We start from the raw sequence: 26098 nt of genomic DNA, 5'->3' as shown, positions 1-26098 counted from the left end.
GTCTCCTTGTCATGCGCGAGGGTCCGCCGCGATCGGCTCGGGCCCCAGGACGCGGGTGCCGCCCTGTCCGGCCAGGGCGGCGGACACGCTCTCGGCGTACCGCCCGTCGGCGATCCGTACGTCGCCGACACCGGCTTCGACCGCCTCGCGCGCCGCGACGAGCTTGACGGTCATGCCGCCGCCGACGGCCAGGTCGCGGCCCTCGCGGACGCGGTACTCGGCCTGCACCGAACCGGGATCGGAGCCGTCGGCGAGGACCCCCGGAGCGCCGGTGAGCAGGACGAGACGGGTGGCGCCCAGGGCGCCGGCGACGGCGGCCGCGACCCGGTCGGCGTTGACGTTGACGGGTTCGCCGTCCTCGGCGAGGGCGGGCGGGGACAGCACCGGCACGATCCCCTCGGCCAGCAGCGTCTTCAGGAGCGGTGTCTCCACCGAGGTGAGGCGGCCGCTGCGGTCGTCGCGCACGACGAGGGTCCTGCCGTCGACCACCGTGCGGAGCGCGGTCTTGCGGCGGGCCCGCAGGAGGCCCGCGTCCAGGCCGGTCAGCCCGACCGCGGGCACGTCGAGCCGGGCCAGTTCGAGCAGCAGCGCCGGCTTGGCCTGCCCGGCGAGGGCCAGGGTGACCACTTCGAGGGTGGCCCGGCCGGTCCGTCGGCTGACGGTGCCGTCCGGTGCCACCAGCTCGCCGAGCGGGACACCGAGCCGGCCGGCCAGCTCGGTGACCATCGCGGAACCGCCGTGCACCAGGAGGACGGAGTCTCCGGCGCGTACCATCTCGGCGATTCCGGCGCACACCGCGGCGGGCTGGACCTCGGCGTTCCCGCCGCACTTGACCACGGTCAGCCCTGTGCCCACGGCCGGCCTCCTTCTCTCGGGGATGGGGATGTCGGGTGCTTCTGGTGTGCCGGGACGCCGGAGGCGGATCAGACGGGGTGCAGGCCCGGGAATTCGAGCCCGAGCCGCTCCGGCCATCCCATGCGGATGTTCATGCACTGCACGGCGTTGCCCGCGCCCCCCTTGACGAGGTTGTCGAGGGCTCCCACCGCCACCACCGTCGACCTGTCGGGGTCGGCGGCGAACCCGACGTCGCAGTAGTTGGTGCCGGAGAGGATCTTCGGCTCCGGGAGCCGGTAGAGGCCCCGGCGCTGGGCGATGACCCGGACGAAGGGCTCGTCCTGGTACTGGAGGCGGTACAGCTTGCGTACCGCCTTGTCGTCCAGGGGCTCCCGTACCGGTACCCGGCAGACCAGCTGGGCGCCGCGGACCGCTTCCACGCCGGTCGCGCCCATGCGTGCGTCGACGCCGGTCGCCTGCGTGATCTCGGCCTCGTGCCGGTGGCCGGTCGGCGCGAAGAGCCGCATGGCCCCGCTGCGTTCGGCGTGCAGGTTCATCTGCTCGGCGCGCACGCCCGATCCGCTGGAACCGATGCGCCCGTCCACCGTGACGGGGCCGGCGACGACCCCGGCCCGGGCGAGCGGAAGCAGGGCCAGGATGGAGGCGGTGGCCATGCAGCCCGGCATGCTGATGGCGTCCGCCGTGGCGAGTTCGTCCCGGTGCGTCTCGGGCAGGCCCGTGACGAAGGAGGCGAGCAGGTCGGTCGCCGTGTGCGGCGTTCCGTAGTGGCGGGCGTAGAGCTCCGCGTCCCGCAGGCGGAAGTCGGCTCCGAGGTCGATCAGGACCTTGGCCCTGCTCCGCAGTTCGGGGACGAGTTCCAGGCCGACGGTCTGCCCGACGGCCACGAACATCACGTCGTACTCCCCGAGCGACTCGGGGGCGACGAAGGTGAGGTCGGTACGGCCCCGCAGGTTCGGGTGGACACGGTCCACCCGGCTGCCGGCGAGGCGGGTGGACACCGCGGCGGCCACCCGCACCTCGCGGTGGTCGAGCAGCAGCCTCAGCAGTTCACCCCCGATGTAGCCCGAGGCCCCGACCACCGCGATGTCGATCACGCCTACTCCCCCCAGTCCTCTTCGGCCTCGGGCGCCAGCGCGAGGAGCACAGGCGAGACGCCGACGACCTCAAGCTCGGCGGCGCAGTCCGGGCACTCGACGATCTCGCCGGAGCGGACCTCGGCGGACACCTGCACCCCGCCCTCGCACTCCGGACAGGGCTCTGCGATCGCCCCTACCTGTGACATGGAATCTCCTCCGCTGATGCGTCGGTTACGTGGGCATCTACGCTTCGCAGCATGCGTGTTGTGGGGTCTGCGTACGTAGTCAGGAGGTTCCCGGACTAGTCAGTGCGCCGGCGCGGGCCAATACTCTGGGGCCGGCCCCGTCCGCACTCCCTAGGAGCGACATGACAAGCAGGTTCACCGAGCTGAGCTTCGACTGCCACGACCCGGAACGGCTCGCCGCCTTCTGGTGCGAGGTCTTCGGCTTCACGGTTCTCGACCGTGAGGAGGACAGCATCGAGATCGGGTCCTGGGAGCCGAACGTCGAGGACCACAGGGCCCGTCAGATGCCGGTCACCCTGGTGTTCGTCAAGGTGCCCGAGGGCAAGACCGTGAAGAACCGCCTCCACCTCGACGTCAGCCCGATCGACACGAGCACCAAGGAAGAGGTGGACCGGCTGGTCGCCCTGGGCGCCCGCAAGGTCGACGTGGGCCAGGGCCCGGACCGGACCTGGGAGGTCCTGGCCGACCCCGAGGACAACGAGTTCTGCGTCCTGCGCTCGCTCGCCCCCGGCGAATTCGAGGGCTGAGCCCCCCGGGCCCGGCCTGATCCATAGGACACCCCAAGGACCTGTCGCCTAGACGCAGTCCGCGAGGAGATCGAGGGCCCGGTCCTGGTCCGCCAGGAGCGCCGCGGCCCTTGTCTCCAGTACGTCCGTGACGGCCGTGGTGTCCTCGCGGGCGTTGGCGACGGTGATGCGCACCGCGCTCCAGTGGTGGGCGACGCGCTCCACCCGCCGGGCCGCCTCCCGCAGTTCCGGCCGGCCGAAGGTCTGCCCGGCCGCGTGGAGCCAGTCCGCGTGCACTCCGGTCTCCGCGAGGACCGTGCCGGCCACGACGAAGGTCTCGTCGACCACCTCGGGGTCGCCGCCCGTGCGCATCCGCGCCGCCGCCGCGTCCAGGAACCGGGCCATGCCCTTCCGCCCCCCGAACAGGTCCGCGCCGTCGTCCGCGAGGCCGCCGGCCGCCAGGGCGCGGTCGTTCTCCAGCGCGGAGACGTTCGCGGCGATCACGGAGCGCACGTGGTCCGGGTCCCGGGCCGGGAGTTCCTCGCCCACCGTGATCTCCAGCCAGCGCTCGCCGATCGGGTTGCGGGTGAAGAACAGGTCGCGGTCGTGGTCCTCCGGGTTGGCCGAGCTGCGCGCGGCGGCGAACTCGGCGCGTGTGACGGCTCCTTGGAAGCGCGGCGGCACCGGATCGGCGAGCAGGACCTCGTCCCGCTCGTCGTCGAACCCGTAGACGGTCAGCAGGTGGTTGGTATGCACGTCCCGGTAGGCCGGGCGGAACGGCAGATGGAAGTTGTCGACGGCGGCGGCGACCGCGCGCCCGTCCGCGACCACGTCGCGCACCTGCGCCCAGGCCGACTCGGCGTCCGCCGGGCGGTGCCAGCGTGAACTCACCGGGTGGTGCGGGGCCATGGCCCCGAGCAGCGACTCCGCGCCGAAGGGGACGTAGTACTCCTCGCGCCGCAGGTCACCCGACCGGTAGCCGAACCCCCAGGCCGCGCCGAGCACATGGAGCGGATCCACGCCGTGCGCGCCGAGCAGGACGCCCATCGTCGCGTGCAGGCAGTGTCCGAGGTCGTGGCGCCACGGCCGCACTCCCTCAAGTTCGACTCTCATGCCGCCTCCTCCACCAGGGTCAGGGCGAACAGGTGCATCGCCGGGTTGTCGGGCAGGACGAGCGCGCTCAGTCCCCCGGGGACCGCCACCGGCACGCGCTGGTGCCAGATCGACGGGCTCATCGTGTGCTGCTCGTGCCTCGGGTAGAGCAGCCTGGCCGTGCGGAAGGCGAGGCTCTCGCCGAACCGCGCCGGTGTCTGCGGCCAGAAGTCCGAGATCCGCAGCCACTGCCTGCGGACGGTGCCGTCGGCGTACTCCAGGAGCACTTCGTCCTCGGTGCGCCGCTCGGCGGCCCCCAGCACGTGGATCCAGTCGGCACGCGGGCCGGTCAGCGGTATCCGCTGGCCCCGGCACCGCAGGTGGTCCGGCCGTACGCCGTCGGCCTCGGGAAACAGGAACGGCACCCCGTCGACCTCGACGCGCTCGCCGCAGGGCAGCTCGTCGGCGGGAAAGGCATTGCCCCAGATGTTGAACGCGCCGGCGCCCGATCGCCCGCTCGGTTCCGCGCCGACGCTGTCGGCGAGACCGTCGAGCGGGACCGGGTGCGCCGCCGCCACCCCCGACCAGTGGAAAGCGGTACTGACGTGATGCACCATACGGAACTCCTCGGCTCCGGAGACGTGACAGGGACAAGAAGAGAAGTGGTGACGGTGACCGTGGAGGCGCGCGGGCGGGAAGGGCACGACGGGCGGGCCGTCGCGCGGAGGACCGCCGCGGTGACCCGGGCGGCGTTCGCCACGGGCGATCCGTACCCCGGCCTGCCCGTCGCCGACGGCGCCACCGAGACGGCGGAGGACGTACGGGCGGACCTGGCGCGGAGCGCACGCCTGTGGACGGCCTTCGACGCGGACGGCGAGCCGCTGGGCTGCGTACGCGCGCTGCCCGCCGGAGACGGGGCCTGGGCGGTGCGCCGCCTCGCGGTCGCTCCCCGGGGCCGGGGCCGGGCCGTCGGCCGGCGGCTGATCCGGGCCCTTGAGGACGACGCCCGTGCCGAGGGCCTCGACCGGGTGGTGCTCGACGCGGTGGTCGAGCGGGGCAATCCGGCCTTCTACTCCCGGCTCGGCTACCGGACGGCGGCCCACTTCCCCGGTCCGGACAAGCCGTTGTCCGAGGTCCACATGGTCAGGGAGCTCTCCGCCCCGGACGAGGACCTGCCTCATCCGTGGGGCGGCGAGCCCGTCCCGCTGTGGGAGGGCGCCGTCCGGGCCTGGTTCTCCGGTCCCGGCGGGACCGCCGCGCTGCCCGCCGAGCTCGGCCCCCACCCGGCGGCGGAGCTGGCGGTACTGGCCGGGCGGGCGGCCCGGCACGTGGGCGGCCCCGCGCGGTTCCGCGGGGCCGACGGGCTCCCCCGCCGGCCTCGCGGTGTCCTGGTCGACACCAGGCTCGCCGAGCAGGTGCCGGCCTTCCTCCTGCCCCGTGCGGTGGACCCCGGCGCGCTCGCCCTGTGGCGGACGCGCGGCTGAGTCCATCAGGTCGTCACCCCGGCCAGCGACCGTGCCTCGGCCGCGATGTTCTCCGGGGTGACGCCCGCGTGTTCCAGCAGGTCGAGCTCGCCGCCGACCCGGTCGGTGAAACGGTCCGGCACGCCGATCCGGCGTACCGGGACACCGCCACGGGCCGCGACGACCTCGCAGACCGCGCTGCCGAGGCCGCCGACGACCAGGTGGTCCTCGACCGTGACGATGCCCCGGGTCTCCGCCGCCGCGCGCAGGACCGCCTCCTCGTCCAGCGGCTTGACCGTGTGCATGTTGAGCACCCGGACGCCGATGCCCTCGGCGGCCAGCGCCCCGGCGGCGCGCAGCGCCATCACCACGGGGTGCGGGCCGGTCGCGATCAGCGTGACGCCCTCGCCTTCCGCGAGGGTCACCGCCCGGCCGATCCGGTACTCGTACGGCTCCCGGTAGACCAGCGGCGTCGTGCTGCGGCCCAGCCGGATGAAGACCGGGCCCGGGTGGTCGACGGAGGCGAGCAGCGCCTGCTCCGCCTCCACCGTGTCGGCGGGCACGAGCACGGTGAGGTTCGGCATCAGCCGCAGGATCCCGAGGTCGTCGGCCGCGTGGTGGGTGGGTCCGTAGTGCCCGGCGGACAGACCGCCGTGCGTGGCGACGATGCGGACCGGCAGGTTGTTGCCCGCCACGTCCACCTTGACCTGCTCGCAGGCGCGGGCCGCGGCGAAGCCGCTCAGGGTGTGCGCGAACGGCATGAGGCCGGACGCGGCCATGCCGGCGGCCATGCCGATCAGGTTGGCCTCGGCGATGCCCACGTTGACGTACTGCCCGGGCAGGTCGGCGAAGAGGGTCTCCAGGCCGCCGACGTCGGAGTCCACACACATGATCCGCGGGTCCCTGCGGGCGAGTTCGACGAGCGTGCGCCGGCAGATGTCCCGGGTCGGCCCCTCGTACCGCTCCTCCCACGAGGGCTCGTTCGCCGGGGTCTCCTCCGGCGCGGTCACGGTCTCGGTCACAGCTGTCGCTCCCTGCGGTTGCGGAGTCCTGCCAACGCGCGCGCGTGGAGTTTCGGCGTCAGCTGGACGTAGTGGCTCTTCTTGCGGTCCTCCAGCATCGGCACGCCCCGGCCCTTCACCGTGCGGGCGAGGACCACCGTCGGCCGCCCTTCGGTGTCCGGCAGCGACTCGAAGACCTTGAGGAGGGCGGACATGTCGTGTCCGTCCACCTCGTGCACGGCCCAGCCGAAGGCGCGCCAGCGGTCGGCGAGCGGTTCCAGCGACAGGCACTCCTCGGTGGTGCCACTGATCTGCCAGCCGTTGCGGTCCACGATCGCGACGAGGTTGTCGAGCCGGTGGTGGGCCGCGCCCATCACCGCCTCCCAGACCGAGCCCTCCTGGAGCTCGCCGTCACCGATCAGCGCGAACGCCCGGGAGGGCCGGCCGAGCCTGCGGGCGGCGAGCGCGGCGCCCGCGGCCAGCGAGAGGCCGTGGCCGAGCGAGCCGGTGGGGAACTCCACGCCCTCCAGGCGGCGCAGCGGGTGCCCGGCGAGGCGGCTGCCCGTCCTCCCGTACCCGGCGGTCTCCTCGGGCGCGATGAACCCGGACTCCGCGAGGACGGCGTACAGGGCGGAGCTCGCGTGCCCCTTGCTGAGGACGAAGCGGTCGCGGTCCGTCCAGTCGGGCTCGTCCGGCCGCACGCGCAGCACCGCGCCGTAGAGCACGGTCAGCACGTCGGTCGCGGACAGGCTGCCGCCGAGGTGCGTGCCGACCGGGCTGGCGCCCATCTCCAGGATGCGTTCGCGCACCCGGTGCGCCCGCTCTTCGAGCTGCCTGAGGTCCACGTCGCTCATCGCGCGGCCCCCGCGGGGGCCGGGCTCATCGCGCGGGCGAGTGTCGCCACCCGGTCGAGGTTGCCCCAGACCTTCTCGAAGGCCGCCGCGCAGTCCTGGAGCACCGGGCCCGAGGCGGGGTTGAGGTGCCAGCGCTGGAGGGTGAGGGAGTCCTCGATGACCGCGAGGGTGTTCGGGAACTCCTCCTCCTTCTCGTACGCGCCGGGGTGGAGCCTCCACGGGTAGCCGCCGAAGCCCTCGCGGGTCGACAGCGCCTTCTGCCGGGGCAGCGGGACCCGCTGGTACTGCTGGAGGGGTACGCCCTCGGCCCGCATGACCCGCTCGATCGCGGCACGGAGCCCGCCCGGCGTGACGCCCTCGATGCCCATGGCCTCGGCGTCGAAGCGGAAGCGGAGGATGTGCCAGGCGTGCGTGCGGTCCTCGGGGCAGTGCGGGACCCGCAGGCCGGGCAGCGCGGCGAGCCGGTCGAGCATCGTGCGGACGTTGCGGTCGCGCGCCTCGTGGTAGTCCTCGAGCCGGTCGAGCTGACAGCGGGCGAAGGCGGCCTGGATCGCGCTGAGTTTGGCGTTGCCCGCCAGCTCGTGCGAGACGTAGTCGCGCTTGGCGCGGCCTTCGAGCACCTCGCCGAACTGGCGCAGGCGCAGCAGCCGGGAGTGCAGGGCGTCGTCGTTCGTCGTGAGCAGACCGCCCTCCCCGCAGGTCGGCAGGTTCTTGACCACGTTGAGGCTGAAGGCGGCGATGTCGCCGAGCGCGCCGGTGCGCACTCCCCGGTACCGGGCGGCGTGCGACTGGGCGGCGTCCTCGATGAGCAGCAGACCGTGGCGGTCGGCGAGTTCGCGCAGCTCCGCCATGTCGCAGGGCAGGCCGTGCAGGTGGACGGCGAGGATCGCGGCCGTACGGGGGGTGACGGCCGCGGCGGCGGCGCGCGGGTCGATGGTGAAGGTCACCGGGTCGATGTCCACGAAGACCGGGACGACGAGGCGGTTCACCGGGGCCACGGCGCTCGCGATGAACGAGAAGGCGGGGACCAGGATCTCCGCGCCCGGCTCGACGCCGGCCGCGGTCAGCGCCAGTTCGAGGGCGGTGGTGCCGTTGGACACCGCCGCGCAGTGCGTGGTGCCCACCAGGTCGGCCCACTCGCGTTCGAGCAGCTGCACCTGGCCGGCGCCCGGATTGTTCGAGGTGAACTGCCCGCTGTCCAGGACCCCGACGACGGCCTCGCGCTCGGCGTCGGTGATCACCGGCCAACCCACGAGGTCCTTGGACGCCCGCTCCGGCGGAACGGCTCGGGACCCGCCGAACATCGCCAGCTTTTTCCCGGTCATGCGGCAGTCTCCTCGAAATGGGCCCACACGCCCGGGCGTTCGGGCAGGCGGACCGCGGTCGGTTCCTCGGGGCGGGTGAGCGGCACACGGGCCGTGCTCGTGCCCGGCGTGCGGTGGATCCGCTCGGGGTCCACCGCGTCGCGGTAGTGCACCAGGACCTCGGCGCCGTCGACGGCTCCGGCCTGGTCGGGGCCGTCGAACTCCAGTCGCAGCCAGTTGCGGTGGCCCGGCGGCAGGGGCACGAGGGTGCCCCTGCACTCGACGGCTCCCTCACGCATCGGAACCTCCGGTCCGGCTCAGGACGTGGTCGACGTAGCGGCCGACCAGGTCCGTGCCGAGCACTTCGACGGCGCCGTGGAACTCGGGCGTGTGGTTGACCTCGTTGACGTAGTACGCCCCCGAGCGGTCCTCCAGGACGTCGATGCCGAGGACGCCGTCGCCGATCGCCTCGGCCGTGGCCGCGAGCAGCTTGCGCAGCTCGTCGTCGGGCGTGCACACCGAGGGGACGCCGCCGCGCTTGGTGTTGGTGCGCCACTCGTCGGAGCTCTTGTAGATCACCCCGACCGTCTCGCCGCCCATCACGTATGCCTTGATCTCGCGGCCGGGCTTGTCGATGTACTCCTGGACATAGGTGATCTGGCTGACCGGTCCCGGCAGTGCCTCGCGGTGTTCGAGGACCGCCTCGGCGGCGTCGTGGCCGTCGACCCGGGCCATCAGGCGTCCCCAGGAGCCGATGACGGGCTTGATCACGGCGGGGTAGCCGAAGTCCGCCATGACGGGCAGCGCCCCCTGCGGCGTGACGGTCGTCATCCAGCGGGGCACGGGCAGCCCGGCCTTCTCCAGTTCGAGCGTGGTGAGCAGCTTGTCGCCGCAGACCGACAGGATCGCGGAGGAGTTCACCACGCGCAGGCCCGCGTGCTCCAGGAGCCGGGTGGCGTAGAGGTTGCGGGTGTGCCCGATCTCGCGGGTGAGCGCTCCTCGGAAGCGGAAGTCGTTGCCGGGCCCGAAGACGGTCGTCCGGGTGTCCAGGATCTCGTACGGCACGCGGCGCCGTTCGAGCTCGGCGAGGATCAGCTTCTCTTCCAGTCTGATCCGCGAGGCCAGCACGGCCAGGGGGAAGTCGTCGACGCTCACAGCCGCCTCCCTTCGGGGTGGGACCCGGGCACGTCGGCCGGGCGGGTCAGGGTCCGCGCGAGGGCGGGGAGGGCCTCGGCCAGCACGTCGACGCCGATCAGGTACTCCTCCAGACAGATGTGCTCCTCGTCGGTGTGGTCGAGCCTGGAGTCCCCGGGGCCGTAGGCGAGGGCGGGCACTCCCCAGCGGGGCGCGAGGATGTTCATGTCGGAGGTGCCGAGCTTCACCTTGATCGACACGTCGCCGGTCCGCCGGCGCACGACGTCGGCGAAGGTCCGCACCAGGGGTGCGCCGCGCCCGGTCCTGACGGCCGGCACGTGCTCGATCACGGTGATCTCGCCGCCCGCCGCGTGCTCGCGCACCGCGTCGAGGAACCGGTCGGCGTCGAAGCCCCGGGGTATCCGGCAGGAGATCTCGGCGTGGGCCCGGGTCAGGCCGCCCTCGAGGCCGACCAGGGCCGGGGAGGCGCGGTCGAACAGCGGGCCGTCCACCGCGCCGGCGGGCAGCAGTTCGCGGACGGCCTGCCACAGGTCGGAGGCGAGTTCGGCCGCCCGGTCGGCGGGGCTGCTCGTGTGCGCGGGCGGGCAGCTCACGTCGTAGCGGAACCGGAGCACTCCCCGGTAGCCGACGACGACGGCGCCGGATCCACTGGGCTCGCCGATCACCAGCGCGTCGGGGGCGTCGAGGGTCGCGGCGAGGTGGTGGGCGCCACGCGAGGTGGCCTCCTCCTCCACCGCGCCGACGACGACGAACCGCCCGGCTCCGGACGCGGCCGCCCGGGCACCGGCGTGCGCCATGGCCGCGAGCGGGCCCTTGGCGTCGACGGTGCCCCGGCCGAAGAGCAGGCGGTCCGACTCCCGTACGGGGAGGATCCCCGGCACGGTGTCCAGGTGGCCGACCATCATGACCACCGGTCCCGCCGGGTCGCCGATCTCGCCGATCACGTTGCCGACGGCGTCGGTACGCACCTCGTAGCCGAGCCCCGTCATCCGCTCGGCGAGGAAGGCTCCGGCCTCGGCCTCCTCTCCCGACAGGGAGGGGATCTCCACGAGACCGCGCAGGGTCCGCGTCTCCTCGACGCGGACGAGGTCAGCGCGCATTGATGTCGACGAGGAGCATGTCCCGTACGCCTGTGCCGCCGTCGGCGATCGTCGGCGTCACCTCGTGGGTGATCCGGGCGTCGGACACGACCAGCGAGTCCAGCCGCTCGGTGAGCGTCATCCGGGCCTGGGGTTCGCCGTCGCGGTAGACGACGGACTCGCCGCCGGCGCAGTTCACCCGGCCCATCAGGTGCATGCCGATGAAGTCGTGGCCGTCGCGGTGCCTGCCCTCGGGAGTCGGGCAGCCCGCCTCGGCGGGGGTGGCGATCACCCGCATCTGGTGCAGGCCCACCTCGAAGCGGGTCACCTCGGGGGCGACGGCGGCGACGACGGCGAGGTCGACGGCGATCAGGGCGGTGAGGACCGGGTCGGTCAGCACCGCCGTCCTGATCGGGCTGAACAGCCGCGCCCTCCCCTCGTGGAGCGGGATGTGCTCGGCGGTCTGCCGGAAGGCCAGGTGGGGCAGCGGCTCGAAGGTCCACTCCCCGGCGGGGCCGCGCGTGGCCATCAGGCGCCCGTAACGCCGCTCGCGGTGCACGCCGTCGGTGACCATCTCGTCACGCGGCAGGTCGCCCCAGGACGCGGCGAACGTCTCCAGGTCCGCCGGGGGGAACCAGCCGGCGAGCTCGCCGGCCGGCAGCGCGACGAAGTCGCCGGCCGCCAGGGTGTCTCCCCATGTTCGGGTGGCCTCCGCCTGACGCGTCGGGGCCAGTGATGCAACCGACATCCTTGCCACTTCCTCTGTTTCCTGTGTCCGGTGGTGGGTGTACGAGAGCCACGGAGCGGGCCTCACAGCAGTCGGCCCATGGCGTGCAGGGCTTCGCCGGAACGGTCTCCGAGTCCGGCCGCGAGTTCTTCGACGGTGTGATCGCCGAGCATGGAGTTCAGCGGCACGAGGAATCCCTCCTCCCGGGCGCGCTGGAAGACCCGCACCGCGCGCAGGGAGTTGCCGCCGACCTCGTAGAAGTTGTCCCTGACGCCGACGTCGGTGCGCTGGAGCACCTCGGCCCAGATCCCGGCGAGCAACCGCTCGGCCGGGGTGCGGGGCGGGACGGACGCCGCCCGGCCCGCCGTGCCGGGCCCGAGGGCGAGCAGCGCCGCGCGGTCGAGTTTGCCGTTGCGGGTCACCGGCAGCGCCGGAAGGACGACGAAGGCGCTCGGCACCCAGGCCGCGGGCAGGACTCCGAGGAGGAAGCCGCGCAACTCCTCGGAGTCCGGATGGCGTTCGGGGCAGCCGAGGTAGGCGACCGCGTGGGTGTCGGCGCCGGAGCCCTGGACGAGGACGGTGACCTGGCCGACGTCGGGGTGCCGGCCGACGGCCGCCTCGATCTCGCCCAGTTCCACGCGCTGGCCGCGCAGTTTGACCTGGTGGTCGTAGCGGCCGAGGAACTCCAGGGCGCCGTCGGGCCGGCGGCGCACCCGGTCTCCGGTGCGGTACAGGCGGGACCCGTCGGCGGCGAAGGGGTCGGGGACGAACCGCTCGGCGGTGAGCGCGGGCGCCTTGAGGTAGCCACGGCCCACCGCGACCCCGCCGATGTACAGCTCGCCGGGGGCTCCCGGCAGCACCGGCTCGCCACGGCGGTCGAGGACGTGCAGTCGTACGCCGGGCAGCTGGCGGCCGATGGGTACCCTGGTCAGGTCGGCATCCCGTTCCTCCAGCTCGTGGTAGCTGACCTCGACGGCGGCCTCGGCCGGCCCGTAGGTGTTGATGAGCGGGACGCCCGGCAGGACCTCGTGGAAGCGCCGGACGGTCGCGGCGGCCAGCGCCTCGCCGCCGACCTGCACGAGCCGCAGGACCCCGGCGCAGCCGGCGGCCGCGGGCTCGGCGAGGAATGCCTGGAGCATCGAGGGCACGAAGTCGCAGATCGTCACCGACTCCTCGACGACGAGCTCGGCGAGGTAGCGGGGGTCGTGGTGGCCGTCGGGCTTCGCGAGGACGATCCTGCCCCCGGCGCTGAGCGTGCCCAGCCATTCCCAGACGGCAGTGTCGAAGGTCCAGGGGGCCTTGTGCAGGACGGTCTCGTAGGGCGCGTGGCCGAAGCGCTCCCGTGCCCAGCGCACCACGTTCGCCAGGCCCCGGTGGGTGTTCATGGCGCCCTTCGGCGTCCCCGTGGAGCCGGAGGTGTACATGACGTACGCGAGGGAGTCCGGGTGCTGGTCCTCCCAACCGCACGCGGGTCCGTCGGGCACGGACTCCGGCGTCGCGTCGGCGGGCAGGACCTCGGCGGCGGTCTCGCCCTCGAAGAGGGCGGAGGTGCTGGCGTCGGTCAGCACGACGGGCGGCGCGGCGTCCGCGACGAGCGCGGCGAGCCTCGCCCTCGGGTGGGCGGGGTCGAGCGGCAGGTAGGCCGCGCCCGCCTTGAGGACGCCGAGGGCCGCGACGATCTGCGCGGTCGAGCGGCGCATGCAGAGGGCCACGATCCGGTCGGGTCCCACCCCGTGGGCGCGCAGCAGCCGGGCCCAGCGGTCCGACCGCTCGTCCAGCTCGCGGTAGGTGAGCTCGCTCCCGGCCTCGCTGATCGCGACCCGGTCGCCGTGCTCCCGGGCCACGTCGGCGATCCGCCGGTGCACCAGGCGCTCACCGGCGGGCGGCGCGGCCTCGTCGGCCGTGTCGGTCCGGGCGCCGAGGGTCAGGCGCCCCACCGGCCTGTCCGGGTCGGCGAGCGCGTCGGCGAGCAGCGCGAGCCACGCGTCGGCGAGCAGCCGCACGTCGTCGGCCTCCCACTGGGCGTCGTGCGCGAGCCGGCCGGTCAGCCCGCCGTCCCCGTCCTCGGACAGGTCGAGGCTCAGGCTGAACTGCGTCTGGAGTTCGTCGTGTTCGATCGCCCGGACGGTGAGGCCCGGCACGTCCCATCGCGGGGACGGCGTGTTCTGGAGCGCGATGGCCGCGGCCACCAGCGGGTTGCGTCCCGAGACCCGATCGGCGCCCGAGACCTCCACGATCCGCTCGAACGGCAGGTCCTGGTGCTCGAAGGCGCCCAGGCAGGTCTCGCGGACCGCGCCGAGCAGCGCCCGGAAGGACGCGCCGGGGTCCACGGACGTGCGCAGGGGCAGGGTGTTGACGAAGAACCCCATGAGGTTCTCCAGCTCCGGCCGCCCCCGGCCGGCCACCGGCGTGCCGACAACGACGTCGTCCCGCTCGGTCCAGCGCGCGAGGACGGCCTTGTAGGCGGCGAGCAGGACCATGAACGGGGTCGCGGACTCCTGCCGTGCCAGCTTGCCGATCGCCTCCACGACCCTGGCCGGCACCGTCAGGCGCGCGTCGGCCCGGGCGCCCGGCGCTCCGGTCGCGGGAACCGGGGGTTCGAGCGACACGGCGCCTTCCATGCGCTCGCGCCAGTACGTGGTGAACTGCGGCCCCGCGGCCTCGACCGCCTCGCGCTGCCAGGCGGCGAAGTCCCCGTACTGGATGGGCAGTTGGGGAAGATCGGCGGCGGGTCCGCCGGTCTCGGCGCGGTAGAACGCGGCCAGCTCCGCGTGGAACAGGCCGATCGACCAGCCGTCGGACACGATGTGGTGCATCGCGACGCCGAACAGCCAGCTCTCCTCGTCGAACCGGACCAGCGCGGTGCGCAGCAGCGGCCCGGTCGCGAGGTCGAAGGGCGCGTCGAAGTGCTCCTCCAGGGTCCGGCGGGCGGCGTCCTGCGTCCGCTCCGGCGGGTCGAGCCGGGGGATCGGGACCTCCGCGTGCGGGTGGACCAGCTGCACCAGCTGTCCGTCGAGACCGAACTCGAAGGTCGTGCGCAGGATTTCGTGCCGCTCGACCAGGCGGGCGACGGCGCGCTCCAGGGCGTCGGCGTCGAGCGGGCCGTCGAGCCTGATGGCGCCGCCGATGTGGTACGCGCTCCCGGCGCCGAGCCGGTCGAGCAGCCAGAGCCGGTCCTGCCCGAAGGAGGTGGGCAGCTCGAACGTCTCGTCCTCGGACACGTCGTCGTCGGACACGTCATCCTCGGTCACTGTCAGTTCACTCATGAACGAGCTCCCTTCTCGGTCGGGGACGCGGGGCCGGTGTCACGGCGCCTGCGCGCGGTACGGGCGATGGGGGCAAGTCGCGGGGTCTCCCGGGCGGGCGCCTTCGCGACCCACTCGGCGACGGCGGCGATCGTCGGGCCGCGCATCAGCACGCCGAGCGGCAGTTCGCACCCGAACTTCTCCTGGACACGGCCGACGAGCTGGACCGCGAGCAGGGAGTGCCCGCCCAGGGAGAAGAAGTCGTCGTGGACGCCGATCCGGTCGAGGCCGAGCACCGCGTGCCACATCCGGGCGACGGTCCGCTCGGTCTCGTCGCGCGGAGCCACGTAACCGGTCGTGAGGGCCGGCCGGAGCGCGTACGGCAGCGGCAGCGCGGCCCGGTCGAGCTTGCCGTTGGGTCCGATCGGCCAGCGGTCCACCGTCATGAGCGAGGCCGGGACCATGTAGTCGGGCAGTGCCTGACGCAGGTGCTCGCGGAGCCCGGCGGCCGCCAGGCGCTCCCGGGTCGCGCGCCGGGGATCGCCGGCGAGTACGCCGTCGGCGGGCGGGGGCTGCGCGGGGTGACCGCCCGCCGGGCGGCCGTCCGCGCGGAACTCGACGTCGAGCAGGCCGGGTTCGCCGCCGAGGCGGGGCAGCAGGACGTGCCCGGCGGGGACCGGCAGGCGGGCGGGTTCGCCCGTGTGCTCCCGCTCGGCCCCGGCGACGGCCGCGCGCAGGTCGCCGACGGTGCCGGTGGCGCCCTCGCGGACCAGCCGTGCCATGGCCAGGTCCTCGCTCAGCCGGGCGTCGGGCAGGCCGAGGAGGCCGTACGACCCTTCGTGCCCGGCGTTCGCGGCCGGATCGGCCTGCCACGGGTGCCAGGCGTCCGGCACGTCGGAGACGGGCTCGCCGCCGGGCGCCGCGATGACCACGTCGTACCGGAAGCGGGTGAGCTCGTTGCGGTGCGGGGAGGACTTCGCGAGGAGGCTGACCCGCTCGGACGGGGCCAGTTCCTCGAACAGGGCCGGGTGGACGAGCAGTTCCTCCTCGTGGGAGGTCCGCTGTTCCACGAGCCCCCGCAGCACGGCGACCGGGGTGTGCTCGGGCAGCCGGCGCGCCTGGACGGAGACGTGGAACGCCTCCAGGAGGCGGATGTCGCGGACGTCGCCCACGAAGAGGTGGCCGCCGGGAGCGAGCAGGGCGAGCGCGCCGCGCAGGACGCGCAGCAGGTAGTCGACGTCCGCGAAGTACTGGACGACCGAGTTGAGGACGATCGTGTCGAACTCCCCCTCGGTGAAACCGGTGAAGTCGTCGGCGTCCCGCCGCGACAGCTCCACGTTCGGGTCGGCGTCCACCAGCGCGGCGAGCCGGGTGAGGGCCTCGGGCGAGATGTCCGTACCGACGTACCGCGCGCAGTGCGGGGCGATCCTGAGGAGGAACTGCCCGGTGCCACAGCCGATCTCCAGCACCCGGGAGGGCTTCAGCGCGGTGATGCGCTCCACCGTCTCCTCGACCCAGGCCCGCATCTCGTGAGCCGGGATGGACTCTCCCGTCGCGGAGTCGTTCCAGCCCGCGAGGTCGATCTCGTCGGCCGAGGGGGTGGAGCCCTGGTAGGTGTCGTCGAAGACCGCACGCCAGCGGTCCACGTGATCGCCCGTCTCCTCCGGCGCCGCGACCTCCGCGTCCGGCCTGAGCCCGGCGTAGGCCGCGAGCTGGAGGTCGCCCTCCGCGTCGCGGAACGGCAGGACCACGGCCCGCTCGACGGCCGGGTGGGCGCCGAGCACTGCCTCGATCTCGCCGGGTTCGATCCGCTGGCCGCGGATCTTGAGCTGGTGGTCGATGCGCCCGAGGTAGTCGAGCGCTCCGTCGGAGCTCCAGCGGGCCCGGTCGCCGGTCCGGTAGAGCCGCCCGCCCGGGGTGAAGGGGTCGGGGACGAACCGCTCGGCGGTCAGCCCCGGCCGGCCGCGGTATCCCCGGGCGACCGGAAGGCCGCCGATGTACAGCTCGCCCGACGCGCCCGGCGGCACGGGCTCGCCGCGCCCGTCCAGGACGTGGAGGCGGGCGCCGGAGATCGGCCGGCCGATGGGCAGCCGTGCCGCGTGTTCCGGCGCCGGCTCCGCCGGGACCCGCCAGGACGTCACATCGATGGCGGCCTCGGTCGGCCCGTACAGGTTGTGGAGCCCGGTGTCGGGCAGCACCTTCGTGAACCGGCGGGCGAGCGCGGGCGGCAGCTCCTCGCCGCTGCACACGACCCGTCGCAGGACGCCCGCGCACGCGGCGGCGGGCCCGTCGAGGAAGGCGCGCAGCATCGAGGGCACGAAATGGCAGGTCGTCACGGAGTGTTCGCGGATCAGACGGCCGAGGACCACGGGGTCGCGGCGGCCTTCGTCGCCCGCGACCACGATCCGCGCGCCGACGGCCAGCGGCCAGAGCCACTCCCAGCCGGAGACGTCGAAGCCGAGCGGGGTCTTGTGCAGGACCGCCTCCCCCGGCTCCAGGCCGTACGCCTCCTGCATCCACAGGATCCGGTTGACGACCGCTCCGTGCTCGTTGACGACGCCCTTCGGCCGGCCCGTGGAGCCGGAGGTGAACAGGACGTACGCGCTCGCGCCCGACGAGACGGCCACGGAAGGCCGGGTACGGGTACGGGGCTGCGCCCCGTCGGCGGCGGCCTCCAGCGGGACGTCGGCCCCGGTGAGGACGATCCGGGCGCCCGCGTCCTCGGCCAGCTCCGCCAGCCGCTGCGCCGGGTGCGCCGGGTCGAGCGGCAGATAGGCCGCGCCCGCCTTGAGCACCGCGAGCATCGCGACCACGGCGCCGGCCGAGCGCGCGAGCCGCACGCCGACGACGTCCTCGGCGCGCACGCCCCGGGCGATCAGGTCGTGCGCCAGCTCGTTCGCCCGCTCGTCGAGCTCGCCGTACGTCAGGGTGCGCGGGCCGTCGACGAGGGCGACGGCCCCCGGCGCACGGTCCGCCGACCGCTCGAACAGCTCGTGCAGCAGGCCGGTTCCGGCCGGAGCCGTCCCGGCCCCGCTCCACCGCTCGACGACGGTCCGCCGGTCGGCCTCGGAAAGGATCCGCAGGTCGCCCGCGGGGGCGTCGGGCCGCTCGACGCCGTCGGAGAGCAGCGCGCACAGGCCCTCGGCGAGCCGGGTCGCCGTGTCCCTGTCGAACAGATCCTGGGAGTACTCGAGCCAGCCGCCGAGGCCGCCGTCCCGGGTGGGGGTCAGTTCGAGCTGGATCTCGAACTTGGCGGTGCCGGTCGCCAGCGGCAGCACCTCGATCTCCAGGTCGGGCAGCTCCAGACGGGGACGCGGGCTGTTGTGGAGGACGAGCATGTGCCGCACCAGCGGCACCCGCGCGCCCGGCTCGCGGTCCGGCTGGAGCCGCTCGACGATCTGCTCGAAGGGCACGTCCTGGCCGGCGTACCCGTCCAGGCACACGGTCCGCGCGCGTCCGACGAGGGTGCGGAACGACGGGCGGCCGGAGAGGTCGAGGCGGAGCGGGAGGGTGTTCACGAAGAAGCCGATGAGCGGCTCGATCTCGCTGCGGTTGCGGCCGGCGACCGCGCAGCCGAGGACGACGTCCTCGCGGCCGCCGCTCCACCGGCCGAGCAGGGCGGTGAGGCCCGCGACGAGCACCATGTACGGCGTCGCGCGTTCCTGGTCGGCCAGCCGCTTGACCCGGGTCATCAGCTCGGCCGACAGCGCGAGCGGCACCGTACCGCCCACGAAGGCCCCCGAGTCCCCGCGCGGCCGGTCCGTCGGCAGGTCGAGCGCGGAGGAACCGCGGAGCCGTTCGGTCCAGTCGGTCAGCGCCTTCTCGTGGCCGGGCTCCCGCATGCGCTCCGCGAGCCAGAGCGCGTAGTCGGAGTACTGCACGGCGGGGTCGGCGAGCGGTGAGGGCTCTTTGCGCAGGAACGCCGGGTACAGCGTGCCCAGTTCGCGCAGGAGGACACCGAGCGACCAGCCGTCGGCGGCGATGTGGTGCATCGACAGCTGGAGCAGGTGCCTGTCCGGCGCGACGCGCAGCAGTCCGGCCCGGAGCATGAGGTCGCGGGACAGGTCGAAGGGGCGCTGCGACTCGGCGTCGAGCCGCTCCTCGACCGCGCGGTCCCGGTCGGCCTGCGGCAGGCCGGAGAGATCGGCGAGCTCCAGCGGGACGTGGGCCGGGGGTTCCACCCGCGTGTAGGGCTCGTTGCCCTCGTCGTGGAAGGTGGTGCGGAGCGTCTCGTGCCGCCGTACGACCTCGTCCAGGCAGCGGGACAGCACCTCGCGGTCGAGGGTGCCGCGCAGTTCGGCGACGCCGGTGATGGTGTAGAGCGCCGAACCGGGCTGGAGCCGGTCGAAGAACCAGATGCGGCGCTGCGCGGAGGACGGTTCGGCGTGCGCGCGGTCCGCCACGCGCGGCAGGATCTCCGGACGCGGGGCGGCGGCGGCCGCCTGCTCGGCCAGCAGGCGTTCCAGCAGCCTGCTCTGGTCGGGGGTCATGGCTCCCAGGCGAATCCCGGCAGCGTCGGACGGGCTCATTCGCCAAGCCTCCTGGTCACCTGGTCCGCGTCCATGCGGCTCACTTGGAGGACGAGGTCCGCCGTGCGGTCCGCGTCCGTTCCGGCCTCGGCGGCGGCCGAGCGAAGCTGCCCCGCCAGCGCGCCCACCGTCCCCGCGACCAGGAAGCTCCGGATCGGGAAGTCGACCCGGAACAGGTCGCGGATGCGGGACACGACCTGCGTGACGAGCAGCGAGTGCCCGCCGAGGTCGAAGAAGTCGTCGGTCGCGCCCACACGGTCGAGTTCGAGGACCTCGGCCCAGATCACGGCGAGCACCTGTTCCAGGGGCCCGGCGGGCTCGACGTAGTCGGCGGACAGCTCGGCCCGGTTCACGGCCGGGTCGGGCAGGGCCGTCCGGTCGAGCTTGCCGCTCGGCTGGAGCGGGAACTTCTCCATGAGGACGAACGCCGCGGGCACCATGTGCCCGGGGAGCCGGTCGAGCAGGTACCGGCGGAGCTCGCCGATACTCGGCGGCAGCGGGCCGCCGGCGGTGAGGTAGGCGACGAGCCGCTGGTCGGCGGCCTCGCCGCGCAGGAGTACGGCGCTGCGCTCGACGTCCGGGTGGGAGGTCAGCGCGGCCTCGATCTCACCGGGCTCGATGCGCAGGCCGCGCAGCTTCACCTGGTGGTCGAGCCGGCCCAGGAACTCCAGGTCGCCCGAGGCGCGCCAGCGGGCGGCGTCGCCGGTCCGGTAGAGGCGGCCCGAGGGATCGGCGCCGAACGGGTCGGGGGTGAAGCGCTGCGCCGACAGGCCGGGGCGCCGCCAGTATCCGCGCCGCACGCCCGCGCCGCCGAGGAAAAGCTCCCCGCGCACGCCGACCGGGACGGGTTCGCCGTGCGCGTCGAGGACGTACGCGCGCTGGTTCGGCAGGGGGCGGCCCCACGGGATGGTGCCGGGGACGGGCTCGGGCCGGCGCACGAGGTGGTGCATCGAGCAGAACGACACCTCGGTCATGCCGGCGAGGTTGTAGAGCCGCAGCTCCGGCAGCAGGGCGCCGAGCCGCTCGGCGAGGGCCGGCGGAAGCCGGTCGCCGCCGAGGACGGCGAGGCGCAGCGCGGCTCCGTCGAGACCGGGCCCGTCGTGGACGTGGTTGACGAGCATCTCGAGCAGGGCCGGGGCCGAGCTCCAGGCGGTGACCCGGGCGTCGATGAGCAGTCGGCGCAGCTGGACGGGGTCGGTGACCTCCAGGTCGTCCGGCGGGACGACGACGCAGGCGCCCGCGAGGAGGCTGCCGAGGATCTCGTACACCGACATGTCGTAGTTGAGGCTGGAGATCGCCAGCATCCGGTCGTCCGGTCCGAGACCGAGGGTCCGGTTGAGTCCGGCGAGGGTGTTCACCACTCCGCCGTGCTCGTTGGCCGAGCCCTTGGGCATGCCGGTGGAGCCCGAGGTGTAGATGACGTACGCCAGGGTGCGCGCGTGGACCGGAACGTCCAGGGGTTCGACCGGCTCGTCGCCGATGTCGTCCACGAGGACCAGGACGGGCGCGGAGCCCGCACCGCCCGAGCCTTCCGGGCTGCCCGTGCCGGCCTTCACGTCCAGTCGGCCGGTGGCGGCCACCGTGCGGTCGGTGACGACGAGCGAGACGCCCGAGTCGCGGAGCATCAGCTCGACGCGGCTCTGCGGGTAGTGGGGGTCGAGGGGCATGTAGCCGGCGCCCGCCTTGAAGACGCCGAGGAGCGCGACGACCATGTCGGCCGACCGGGGAAGGCTGACGCCGACGAGCTGCTCCGGTCCCGCGCCATGGGCGCGCAGCCGGTGCGCGAGCCGGTCGGCCCGCTCGTTCAGCTCGCGGTAGCTCAGGACCGTACCGGCGCACTCGACCGCCGGGGCGTCCGGCCTGATCCGCGCCTGCTCCTCGATGAGGGTGTGGAGGACGCCGACCGTGTCGGCGGCGCTCGCGGCGCCGTCCCCGGACAACTCGCCGAGCAGGTGGCCCCGTTCCTCCGCCGACAGCAGCGGAAGCCGGTCGACCCGCTGGTCCGGTCCCGTCAGCGCGGCCTCGACCACCCGGACGAACGCGTCGCCGATCCGGCCCGCGGTGGAGACCTCGAAGAGGTCGGTGCTGAACTCCACCCGGGCGTCCAGCCGTCCGTCCGGCTGCGGGACCAGGTCGAGGACGAGGTCGAACTTGCTCGCGTCCTGGTTCGCCGCCAGGTCCACGGCCTCCACGTCGAGCCCGGGCAGGGCGGGCGCACCGCCCGGCACATCGCGCAGCGCGAGCATGACCTGCACCAGCGGCACGGGGCCGGGCGAGCGGTCCGGCCGCAGGGCCTGGACGAGCTTGCCGAAGGGGACGTCCTGATGGGCGTATGCCCCGGTGCAGGTCTCCTTGACCTCCGCGAGCAGCGCCGCGAACGACGCCGTCTCCGGTACGTCCACGCGCAGCGGCAGCGTGTTGACGAAGAAGCCCGCCAGCGGCTCCAGTTCGGGGTGGACCCGGCCGGCCAGCGGCGAGCCGATCACGATGTCCCGCTGACCGCTCCACCGGGCGAGGACGACGGCGAACGCCGCCACCAGGACCATGTACGGGGTCGTCCTGCGCTCCTCGGCGAAGGCGGTCACCCGCCGCCACAGGTCCGCCGGGAAGTCGAAGGGCCGCGACGCGCCGTGCCAGCCGCGCGTCGCCGCGGGCGCGAGGTCCGCCGGCAGTTCGAGGACGGGGGCGCCGTCGAGGCGCTCGCGCCAGTACGCGATCTGGGCGTCCATCGGGCCGGCGTCGAGCCACTCCCGCTGCCAGACCGCGTAGTCCGCGTACTGCGTCCCCAGCTCGGGCAGCGGCGAGGGCACACCGCGCCGGAAGGCGTCGTAGAGCGCGCCGAGTTCGCCGAGGAGGACGCCGAGGGACCAGCCGTCGGCGGCGATGTGGTGGAGCCCGAGCACGAGGACGTGGTGGTCGTCGGCGAGCCGCAGCAGCCGCGCGCGGACCATGAGGTCGGACGCGATGTCGAAGGGCGTGGTGGTCTCGGCCCGGAACACGGCCTCGACCTCGTCCTCACCGGCCACGTCGAGGACGGGCAGCGGCACCGGCCGGGGCTGCCCGATGCGCTGCTCGGGGCGGCCGCCGTCCTCGGGGAAGGTCGTCCGGAGCACCTCGTGCCGGCGCACGATCTCGTTCAGGGCGGCGCCGAGCGCGGCCGGGTCCAGCGCGCCGCGCAGACGCAGCGCGCCCGGCATCACGTAGGCGGTCGATCCCGGGTCCGCCTGCTCCAGGAACCAGAGCCGTTCCTGGGCGTACGAGAGCGGGAAACGCGGCTCGGCGCCCTCGCGCGGCAACGGCCGGGGCCGGAGTTCCCGGGCCTTCCTGCGGGCGAGCTCCCGGACGAGAAGCGCCCTGCGCTCCTCCGAAAGCCCCGCGAGCGGGGAGCCGTCGCCCCGTCCGCCCGTCGTCTCCCGCGCCACTCCGCTCGCGCTGCCGTTCACATCGCCTGCACGCACGTCTTCCCGCTCTTCGGACGTATCCGCCATGACCATGCCTGTTCCTCCCTTTCGACCTCGCCCCGTGCGCCCGTACCGCTCACCGGGATCGCAGAAGCCGGCCCCCGACCGCGGTGTTCGCGTCTTCGGCCAGAGCGGCCAGGACGAGATCGGCGGATTCCTGTACGAAGAAGTGACCGCCCGGGAAGCTGCGAGGCGGCTGTTCACGCGTGGTGTGCACGGCCCAGCCGCGCGCCGCTCCCGGCCCGTCGACCGCCGCGTCCCGCTCGCCGACGTAGACGTGCAACGGACAGTCGAGCGGCGGCTGTCCGGTCCACTCGGCGCCCTCGACGAGCGCGAGGTCGGCGCGCAGCGCGGGCAGCATCTCGGCGAGGAACTCCTGGCTGGCGAGCAGTTCGTCGGAGGTGCCGCCGAGACCGCGCAGCCAGGTCGTCAGCTCCTCGTCCGAGGCGTCGGACGAGGCGTCGGCCAGGGACGCCGGGATGTTCCGCCGCTCGGGCGGCTCGCTCGCGGCGGCGACCAGGGCCAGCGGGCGCCAGCCGCGCCGGGAGCGCAGTTCGCGGGCCAGGGCGAGCGACAGGACGGCACCCATGCTGTGCCCGAAGAGCATCACCGGGCGTTCGAGGATCGGCTCCACGGCGTCGGCGAACTCCGCGACGGCCTCGGTCATGCTCGTGGCCTGCGGCTCGCCGAGTCGGCTTCCCCGACCGGGCAGTTCGAGCGCGGCGACACCGAGGCCCGGGGGCAGCAGGTCGGCCCAGTCCTTGAACAGGCGCGCGCCGCCGCCGCCGGGCGGCAGGCAGAGCAGCCACATCCGGACCTCGTCCGGCTTCGACCACACCCGTAGCGCCTTCATGGCAACATCACACATTTCCCGTCGAGTTGAACCGGGCTCCGCATGGGCCGGGCCCGCCGGCCCCGGGCCTCTTCCGACCCGGGCACCGCGAAGTTGGTTCGAGGCTCGCACCGCTCACGGGCGGCGAACAGTCGGGGAGTTCCCCTACCCGGCGGAGGGCCGGGATTCCTTGGGGAGGGCTCCGTTCCGTGCCAGACTGCGGGCCCTGTGACGGCGACCACGAAGGGACGTGAACCACTGTGACCACGAGAAACGATGCGGAGGACCAGCCTCGGATCATCGCGCTGTGGGCCATGCCTCGCAGTCGCTCCACGGCGTTCTTCCGGATGATGGCCGAGCGCGGCGACTTCCGCGTCCTGCACGAGCCCTTCTCCAACCTGGCCGAGTTCGGCAGTGTCGAGATCGAGGGCACGAAGGTCGAGTCGGAGGAGGAACTGATCGCGGCCATACGGACGTCGGCGCAGGACAAGCCGGTCTTCTTCAAGGACACGACCGACGAGCGCTACCCGGCCCTTTTCGCGGACGAGGAGTTCCTCGGGCGGGACGCCACGCACACGTTCATGATCCGCCACCCCGGGGAGACCATCGCTTCCTACCACGCCCTCAACCCCGAGGTGCGGCTCCACCAGATCGGCGGCGAGACGCAGCACGAGCTCTACCGGGCGGTCGCCGAGGCGTCCGCGCGGACGCCGGTCGTCATCGACTCGGCCGACCTCATGCAGGACTCCCCCGGCCTGATCGCCGCCTACTGCGCCGCCGTCGGGATCCCGTTCCTCCCCGACGCGCTGAGCTGGAAGCCCGGCGAGCGCGGCGAATGGCAGCGCACCTCACGCTGGCACGTGGAGGCCAGCAACTCCGCCGGCTTCCACGCCGAGCGGCGCGCCCACGCCGTGACCCCGCAGACCGACCCGGTCCTGTCCGGCTACCTCCGCCACCACCTGCCGTTCTACGAGACCCTGCGCGAGGCCCGCGTGCTCCCGGCGTGAGCCGGCGAGGGTGACCCCGGGGCGAGCCGGCCCCGGGGTCACTTCTCCTGTCCCGGGGTCCGCGTGCCGTCGAAGTGGTGCTGTCCGACGAGGAGCGCGACGAGTTGCTGCGCCGGGCGGGCGGGGCGGTGGCGCCTCGTCCTGCAGAGCGGGCAGCCAGGCCCTTCACCTGGACCTTCAGGCGCAGCACACTAGAGCACCTTCTCCTTCTCAGAGGCCGCCCCCGGAGTCTCCGGCTCCCCCGGTTCCCCCGGCTCCTTCGACGCGACGAGCTCCTTGCCGAGCGTGCGCACGGGCCGGGGCACGAGGGGCAGTACGGCCGCGGTGAGGACGAACGGCACGATCCAGAGGGTCCCCCGGGCGCCGATCCGCTCGACCAGCAGCCCGCCGAGCAACGCGCCCAGCGGGATGGTCCCGAAGGTGACCATCCGGTAGCTGGCGTTCATCCGCGCGTGCAGCTCGGCCGGGGTGAGCAGTTGACGTACCGTCACGGCGACCACGCCGCCGATCCCCGTACCCGCCGAGACGACGGCGACGGCGATCGCGCAGGACGCGACGACGAGGGTGCGCGAGCCTTCCACCGCCGGAACGATCCAGTACGCGTTGACCGTCACGGCGAGGGCGCCGAGCATGGCGGGCCCGTGACCGAACGTACGGATGAGGGCGGGCGCGGCCAGGATGCCGAGGACGGCACCGACCCCGCCGCACACGAGCACGAGCCCGTAGGCGCCGCTCCCGTACCCCCGGTCCTGGACGAGGTGGACGATGAGGGCGACGTTCAGCAGCTGGACGCCGCCGTTGTTGAGGGCGGCGTGCAGGGCGATGTAGCGCACCGGGGGCGTACCGAAGACGGTCCGCAGTCCGTCCTTCGTCTCCTTGCGCAGGTCGCGGGCGGGGCGCCCGGGTTCGGGAGACGGTTCGCGGTGCCGCACCCGGCCCGTCATCAACGCGGCCCAGAGGTAGGCGAGTCCGTCCATGACGAGGGCGTACGGGGCTCCGACGAGCCCGGTCAGCCAGCCCGCGATCCCGGGCCCCGCGGTGCCGCCGACGGCGAGTCCCGCGTTCAGCTTGCTGTTGGCCGATGCCAGTTCGTCGGCGCACACGAGCTGCGGCACCAGGGAGGTCTTCGCGATGTCGGAGATGACGGTCAGGACGCCGCCGAGCAGGGCGATCACATAGAGGTGCGCCAGCCCGAGAGCGCCGAACATGTTCGCGACCGGAACCGAGAGGACGAGGACGGCGCTGAGCAGACCCGCCCAGATGAGCACCGGCCGTTTGGTGCGGTTCTCCAGCCATACGCCGGCGGGCAGCGGGACGAGCAGGAAGGGCAGCGTGTACAGCGCCTGGAGCAGGCCGACCTGGCCGCCGGAGGCGTCCAGTACCGTCAACGCCGCGTAGGGCAGGGCGAAGAGCGTGACCTGCTGTCCGACCTGTGAGACCGCGTCACCCGCCCACAGGCGGTTGAAATCGTGGCCCTCTCGCGCCGGTCGCGCACCCACCCACCTCGGTCGCCGGGTCGACACCGGTGGACCACCTCCTCCACGCCCGCACGCACTTCGGGAAACTGCCGCGCACGCTAGGTGGTGCGCGCCGGGCCGAGACAGTCGGGAGAAGTCCCGATAGCCGTCCGGCACCGGGTGGACCACAGTGCGAAGTCAGGTTCAGAA

At 73.7% G+C, this 26098-nt stretch carries 20 protein-coding genes; 3 read left to right on the top strand and 17 right to left on the bottom strand.

From position 1 onward, the window contains the following. Positions 1-9: 9 nt before the first annotated feature. From argB to ACFYXC_RS05210, 3 genes are all read right to left on the bottom strand, one after another. Positions 10-855 (bottom strand): acetylglutamate kinase, encoded by an 846-nt coding sequence (gene argB / locus ACFYXC_RS05220; RefSeq protein WP_389547152.1) that lies wholly within the window; start codon positions 853-855, stop codon positions 10-12. 68 nt (positions 856-923) lie between these two features. Next, positions 924-1949 carry an N-acetyl-gamma-glutamyl-phosphate reductase gene (gene argC / locus ACFYXC_RS05215; protein WP_389547149.1) on the bottom strand — a complete coding sequence of 342 codons (1026 nt, stop codon included), beginning with the start codon at positions 1947-1949 and terminating at the stop codon, positions 924-926. Between the two features lie 2 nt (positions 1950-1951). Continuing rightward, positions 1952-2137: a lysine biosynthesis protein LysW gene (locus ACFYXC_RS05210; protein WP_388907775.1), complete on the bottom strand. Its 186-nt coding sequence runs from the start codon at positions 2135-2137 to the stop codon at positions 1952-1954. 161 nt (positions 2138-2298) lie between these two features. Here ACFYXC_RS05210 and ACFYXC_RS05205 point away from each other — a divergent pair, with 161 nt between their 5' ends. Beyond that, entirely contained in the window at positions 2299-2703 is a 405-nt protein-coding gene (locus ACFYXC_RS05205; RefSeq protein WP_389547146.1) for a VOC family protein, read from the top strand. A 48-nt stretch (positions 2704-2751) separates the two neighbouring features. Here the strand turns inward: ACFYXC_RS05205 and ACFYXC_RS05200 are convergent, their stop codons facing one another. Further along, entirely contained in the window at positions 2752-3795 is a 1044-nt protein-coding gene (locus ACFYXC_RS05200) for a BtrH N-terminal domain-containing protein (RefSeq protein ID WP_389547143.1), read from the bottom strand. Further along, a complete protein-coding gene (locus ACFYXC_RS05195; protein ID WP_389547140.1) occupies positions 3792-4391 on the bottom strand; it encodes a hypothetical protein in 600 nt (199 codons plus the stop codon). The genes ACFYXC_RS05200 and ACFYXC_RS05195 overlap by 4 nt, the downstream gene beginning before the upstream one ends. 48 nt (positions 4392-4439) lie before the next feature. Here ACFYXC_RS05195 and ACFYXC_RS05190 point away from each other — a divergent pair, with 48 nt between their 5' ends. After that, the gene (locus ACFYXC_RS05190; protein ID WP_389547137.1) at positions 4440-5258 is read left to right on the top strand and encodes a GNAT family N-acetyltransferase; all 819 of its coding nucleotides are present in this window, start codon (positions 4440-4442) and stop codon (positions 5256-5258) included. A gap of 5 nt (positions 5259-5263) precedes the next feature. Here the strand turns inward: ACFYXC_RS05190 and ACFYXC_RS05185 are convergent, their stop codons facing one another. The 11 genes from ACFYXC_RS05185 to ACFYXC_RS05135 all read right to left on the bottom strand — a co-directional run bounded on the left by ACFYXC_RS05185 (position 5264) and on the right by ACFYXC_RS05135 (position 23445). Beyond that, the gene (locus ACFYXC_RS05185) at positions 5264-6259 is read right to left on the bottom strand and encodes a transketolase family protein (protein WP_389547134.1); all 996 of its coding nucleotides are present in this window, start codon (positions 6257-6259) and stop codon (positions 5264-5266) included. Further along, positions 6256-7092, bottom strand: coding sequence for a transketolase (locus tag ACFYXC_RS05180; RefSeq protein ID WP_388907787.1), 837 nt, complete (start codon positions 7090-7092; stop codon positions 6256-6258). The genes ACFYXC_RS05185 and ACFYXC_RS05180 overlap by 4 nt, the downstream gene beginning before the upstream one ends. Continuing rightward, on the bottom strand, positions 7089-8417 hold the full coding sequence (locus ACFYXC_RS05175) for a DegT/DnrJ/EryC1/StrS family aminotransferase (RefSeq protein WP_389547131.1): 1329 nt from the start codon (positions 8415-8417) through the stop codon (positions 7089-7091). The genes ACFYXC_RS05180 and ACFYXC_RS05175 overlap by 4 nt, the downstream gene beginning before the upstream one ends. Next, positions 8414-8695 (bottom strand): hypothetical protein, encoded by a 282-nt coding sequence (locus ACFYXC_RS05170; RefSeq protein WP_389547129.1) that lies wholly within the window; start codon positions 8693-8695, stop codon positions 8414-8416. The genes ACFYXC_RS05175 and ACFYXC_RS05170 overlap by 4 nt, the downstream gene beginning before the upstream one ends. Further along, entirely contained in the window at positions 8688-9551 is an 864-nt protein-coding gene (locus ACFYXC_RS05165; protein ID WP_389547128.1) for a RimK family alpha-L-glutamate ligase, read from the bottom strand. The genes ACFYXC_RS05170 and ACFYXC_RS05165 overlap by 8 nt, the downstream gene beginning before the upstream one ends. Continuing rightward, positions 9548-10651, bottom strand: a complete 1104-nt coding sequence (locus ACFYXC_RS05160) for a M20/M25/M40 family metallo-hydrolase (RefSeq protein ID WP_389547126.1) — start codon at positions 10649-10651, stop codon at positions 9548-9550. The genes ACFYXC_RS05165 and ACFYXC_RS05160 overlap by 4 nt, the downstream gene beginning before the upstream one ends. After that, a complete protein-coding gene (locus tag ACFYXC_RS05155; RefSeq protein WP_389547123.1) occupies positions 10641-11378 on the bottom strand; it encodes a 2OG-Fe dioxygenase family protein in 738 nt (245 codons plus the stop codon). The genes ACFYXC_RS05160 and ACFYXC_RS05155 overlap by 11 nt, the downstream gene beginning before the upstream one ends. A 62-nt stretch (positions 11379-11440) precedes the next feature. After that, a complete protein-coding gene (locus ACFYXC_RS05150; protein ID WP_389547120.1) occupies positions 11441-14623 on the bottom strand; it encodes an amino acid adenylation domain-containing protein in 3183 nt (1060 codons plus the stop codon). Beyond that, positions 14620-19092 carry an amino acid adenylation domain-containing protein gene (locus ACFYXC_RS05145; protein WP_389547117.1) on the bottom strand — a complete coding sequence of 1491 codons (4473 nt, stop codon included), beginning with the start codon at positions 19090-19092 and terminating at the stop codon, positions 14620-14622. The genes ACFYXC_RS05150 and ACFYXC_RS05145 overlap by 4 nt, the downstream gene beginning before the upstream one ends. A gap of 35 nt (positions 19093-19127) precedes the next feature. Then, complete coding sequence (locus ACFYXC_RS05140; RefSeq protein WP_389547114.1) at positions 19128-22619, bottom strand: amino acid adenylation domain-containing protein; 3492 nt, start codon at positions 22617-22619, stop codon at positions 19128-19130. 49 nt (positions 22620-22668) lie between these two features. Beyond that, entirely contained in the window at positions 22669-23445 is a 777-nt protein-coding gene (locus tag ACFYXC_RS05135; RefSeq protein ID WP_389547111.1) for a thioesterase II family protein, read from the bottom strand. Between the two features lie 239 nt (positions 23446-23684). On the opposite strand from ACFYXC_RS05135, the gene ACFYXC_RS05130 reads away from it, so the two are divergent. Then, complete coding sequence (locus ACFYXC_RS05130) at positions 23685-24431, top strand: sulfotransferase family protein (RefSeq protein ID WP_389547108.1); 747 nt, start codon at positions 23685-23687, stop codon at positions 24429-24431. Between the two features lie 191 nt (positions 24432-24622). On the opposite strand, the gene ACFYXC_RS05125 is transcribed toward ACFYXC_RS05130, so the two are convergent. Continuing rightward, the gene (locus ACFYXC_RS05125) at positions 24623-25930 is read right to left on the bottom strand and encodes an MFS transporter (RefSeq protein ID WP_389547106.1); all 1308 of its coding nucleotides are present in this window, start codon (positions 25928-25930) and stop codon (positions 24623-24625) included. Positions 25931-26098 lie beyond the last annotated feature (168 nt).

The organism is Streptomyces sp. NPDC002701 (assembly GCF_042889045.1).
In the GTDB taxonomy this organism is placed as follows: domain Bacteria; phylum Actinomycetota; class Actinomycetes; order Streptomycetales; family Streptomycetaceae; genus Streptomyces.
This window is presented reverse-complemented; position numbering and strand designations above follow the sequence as displayed.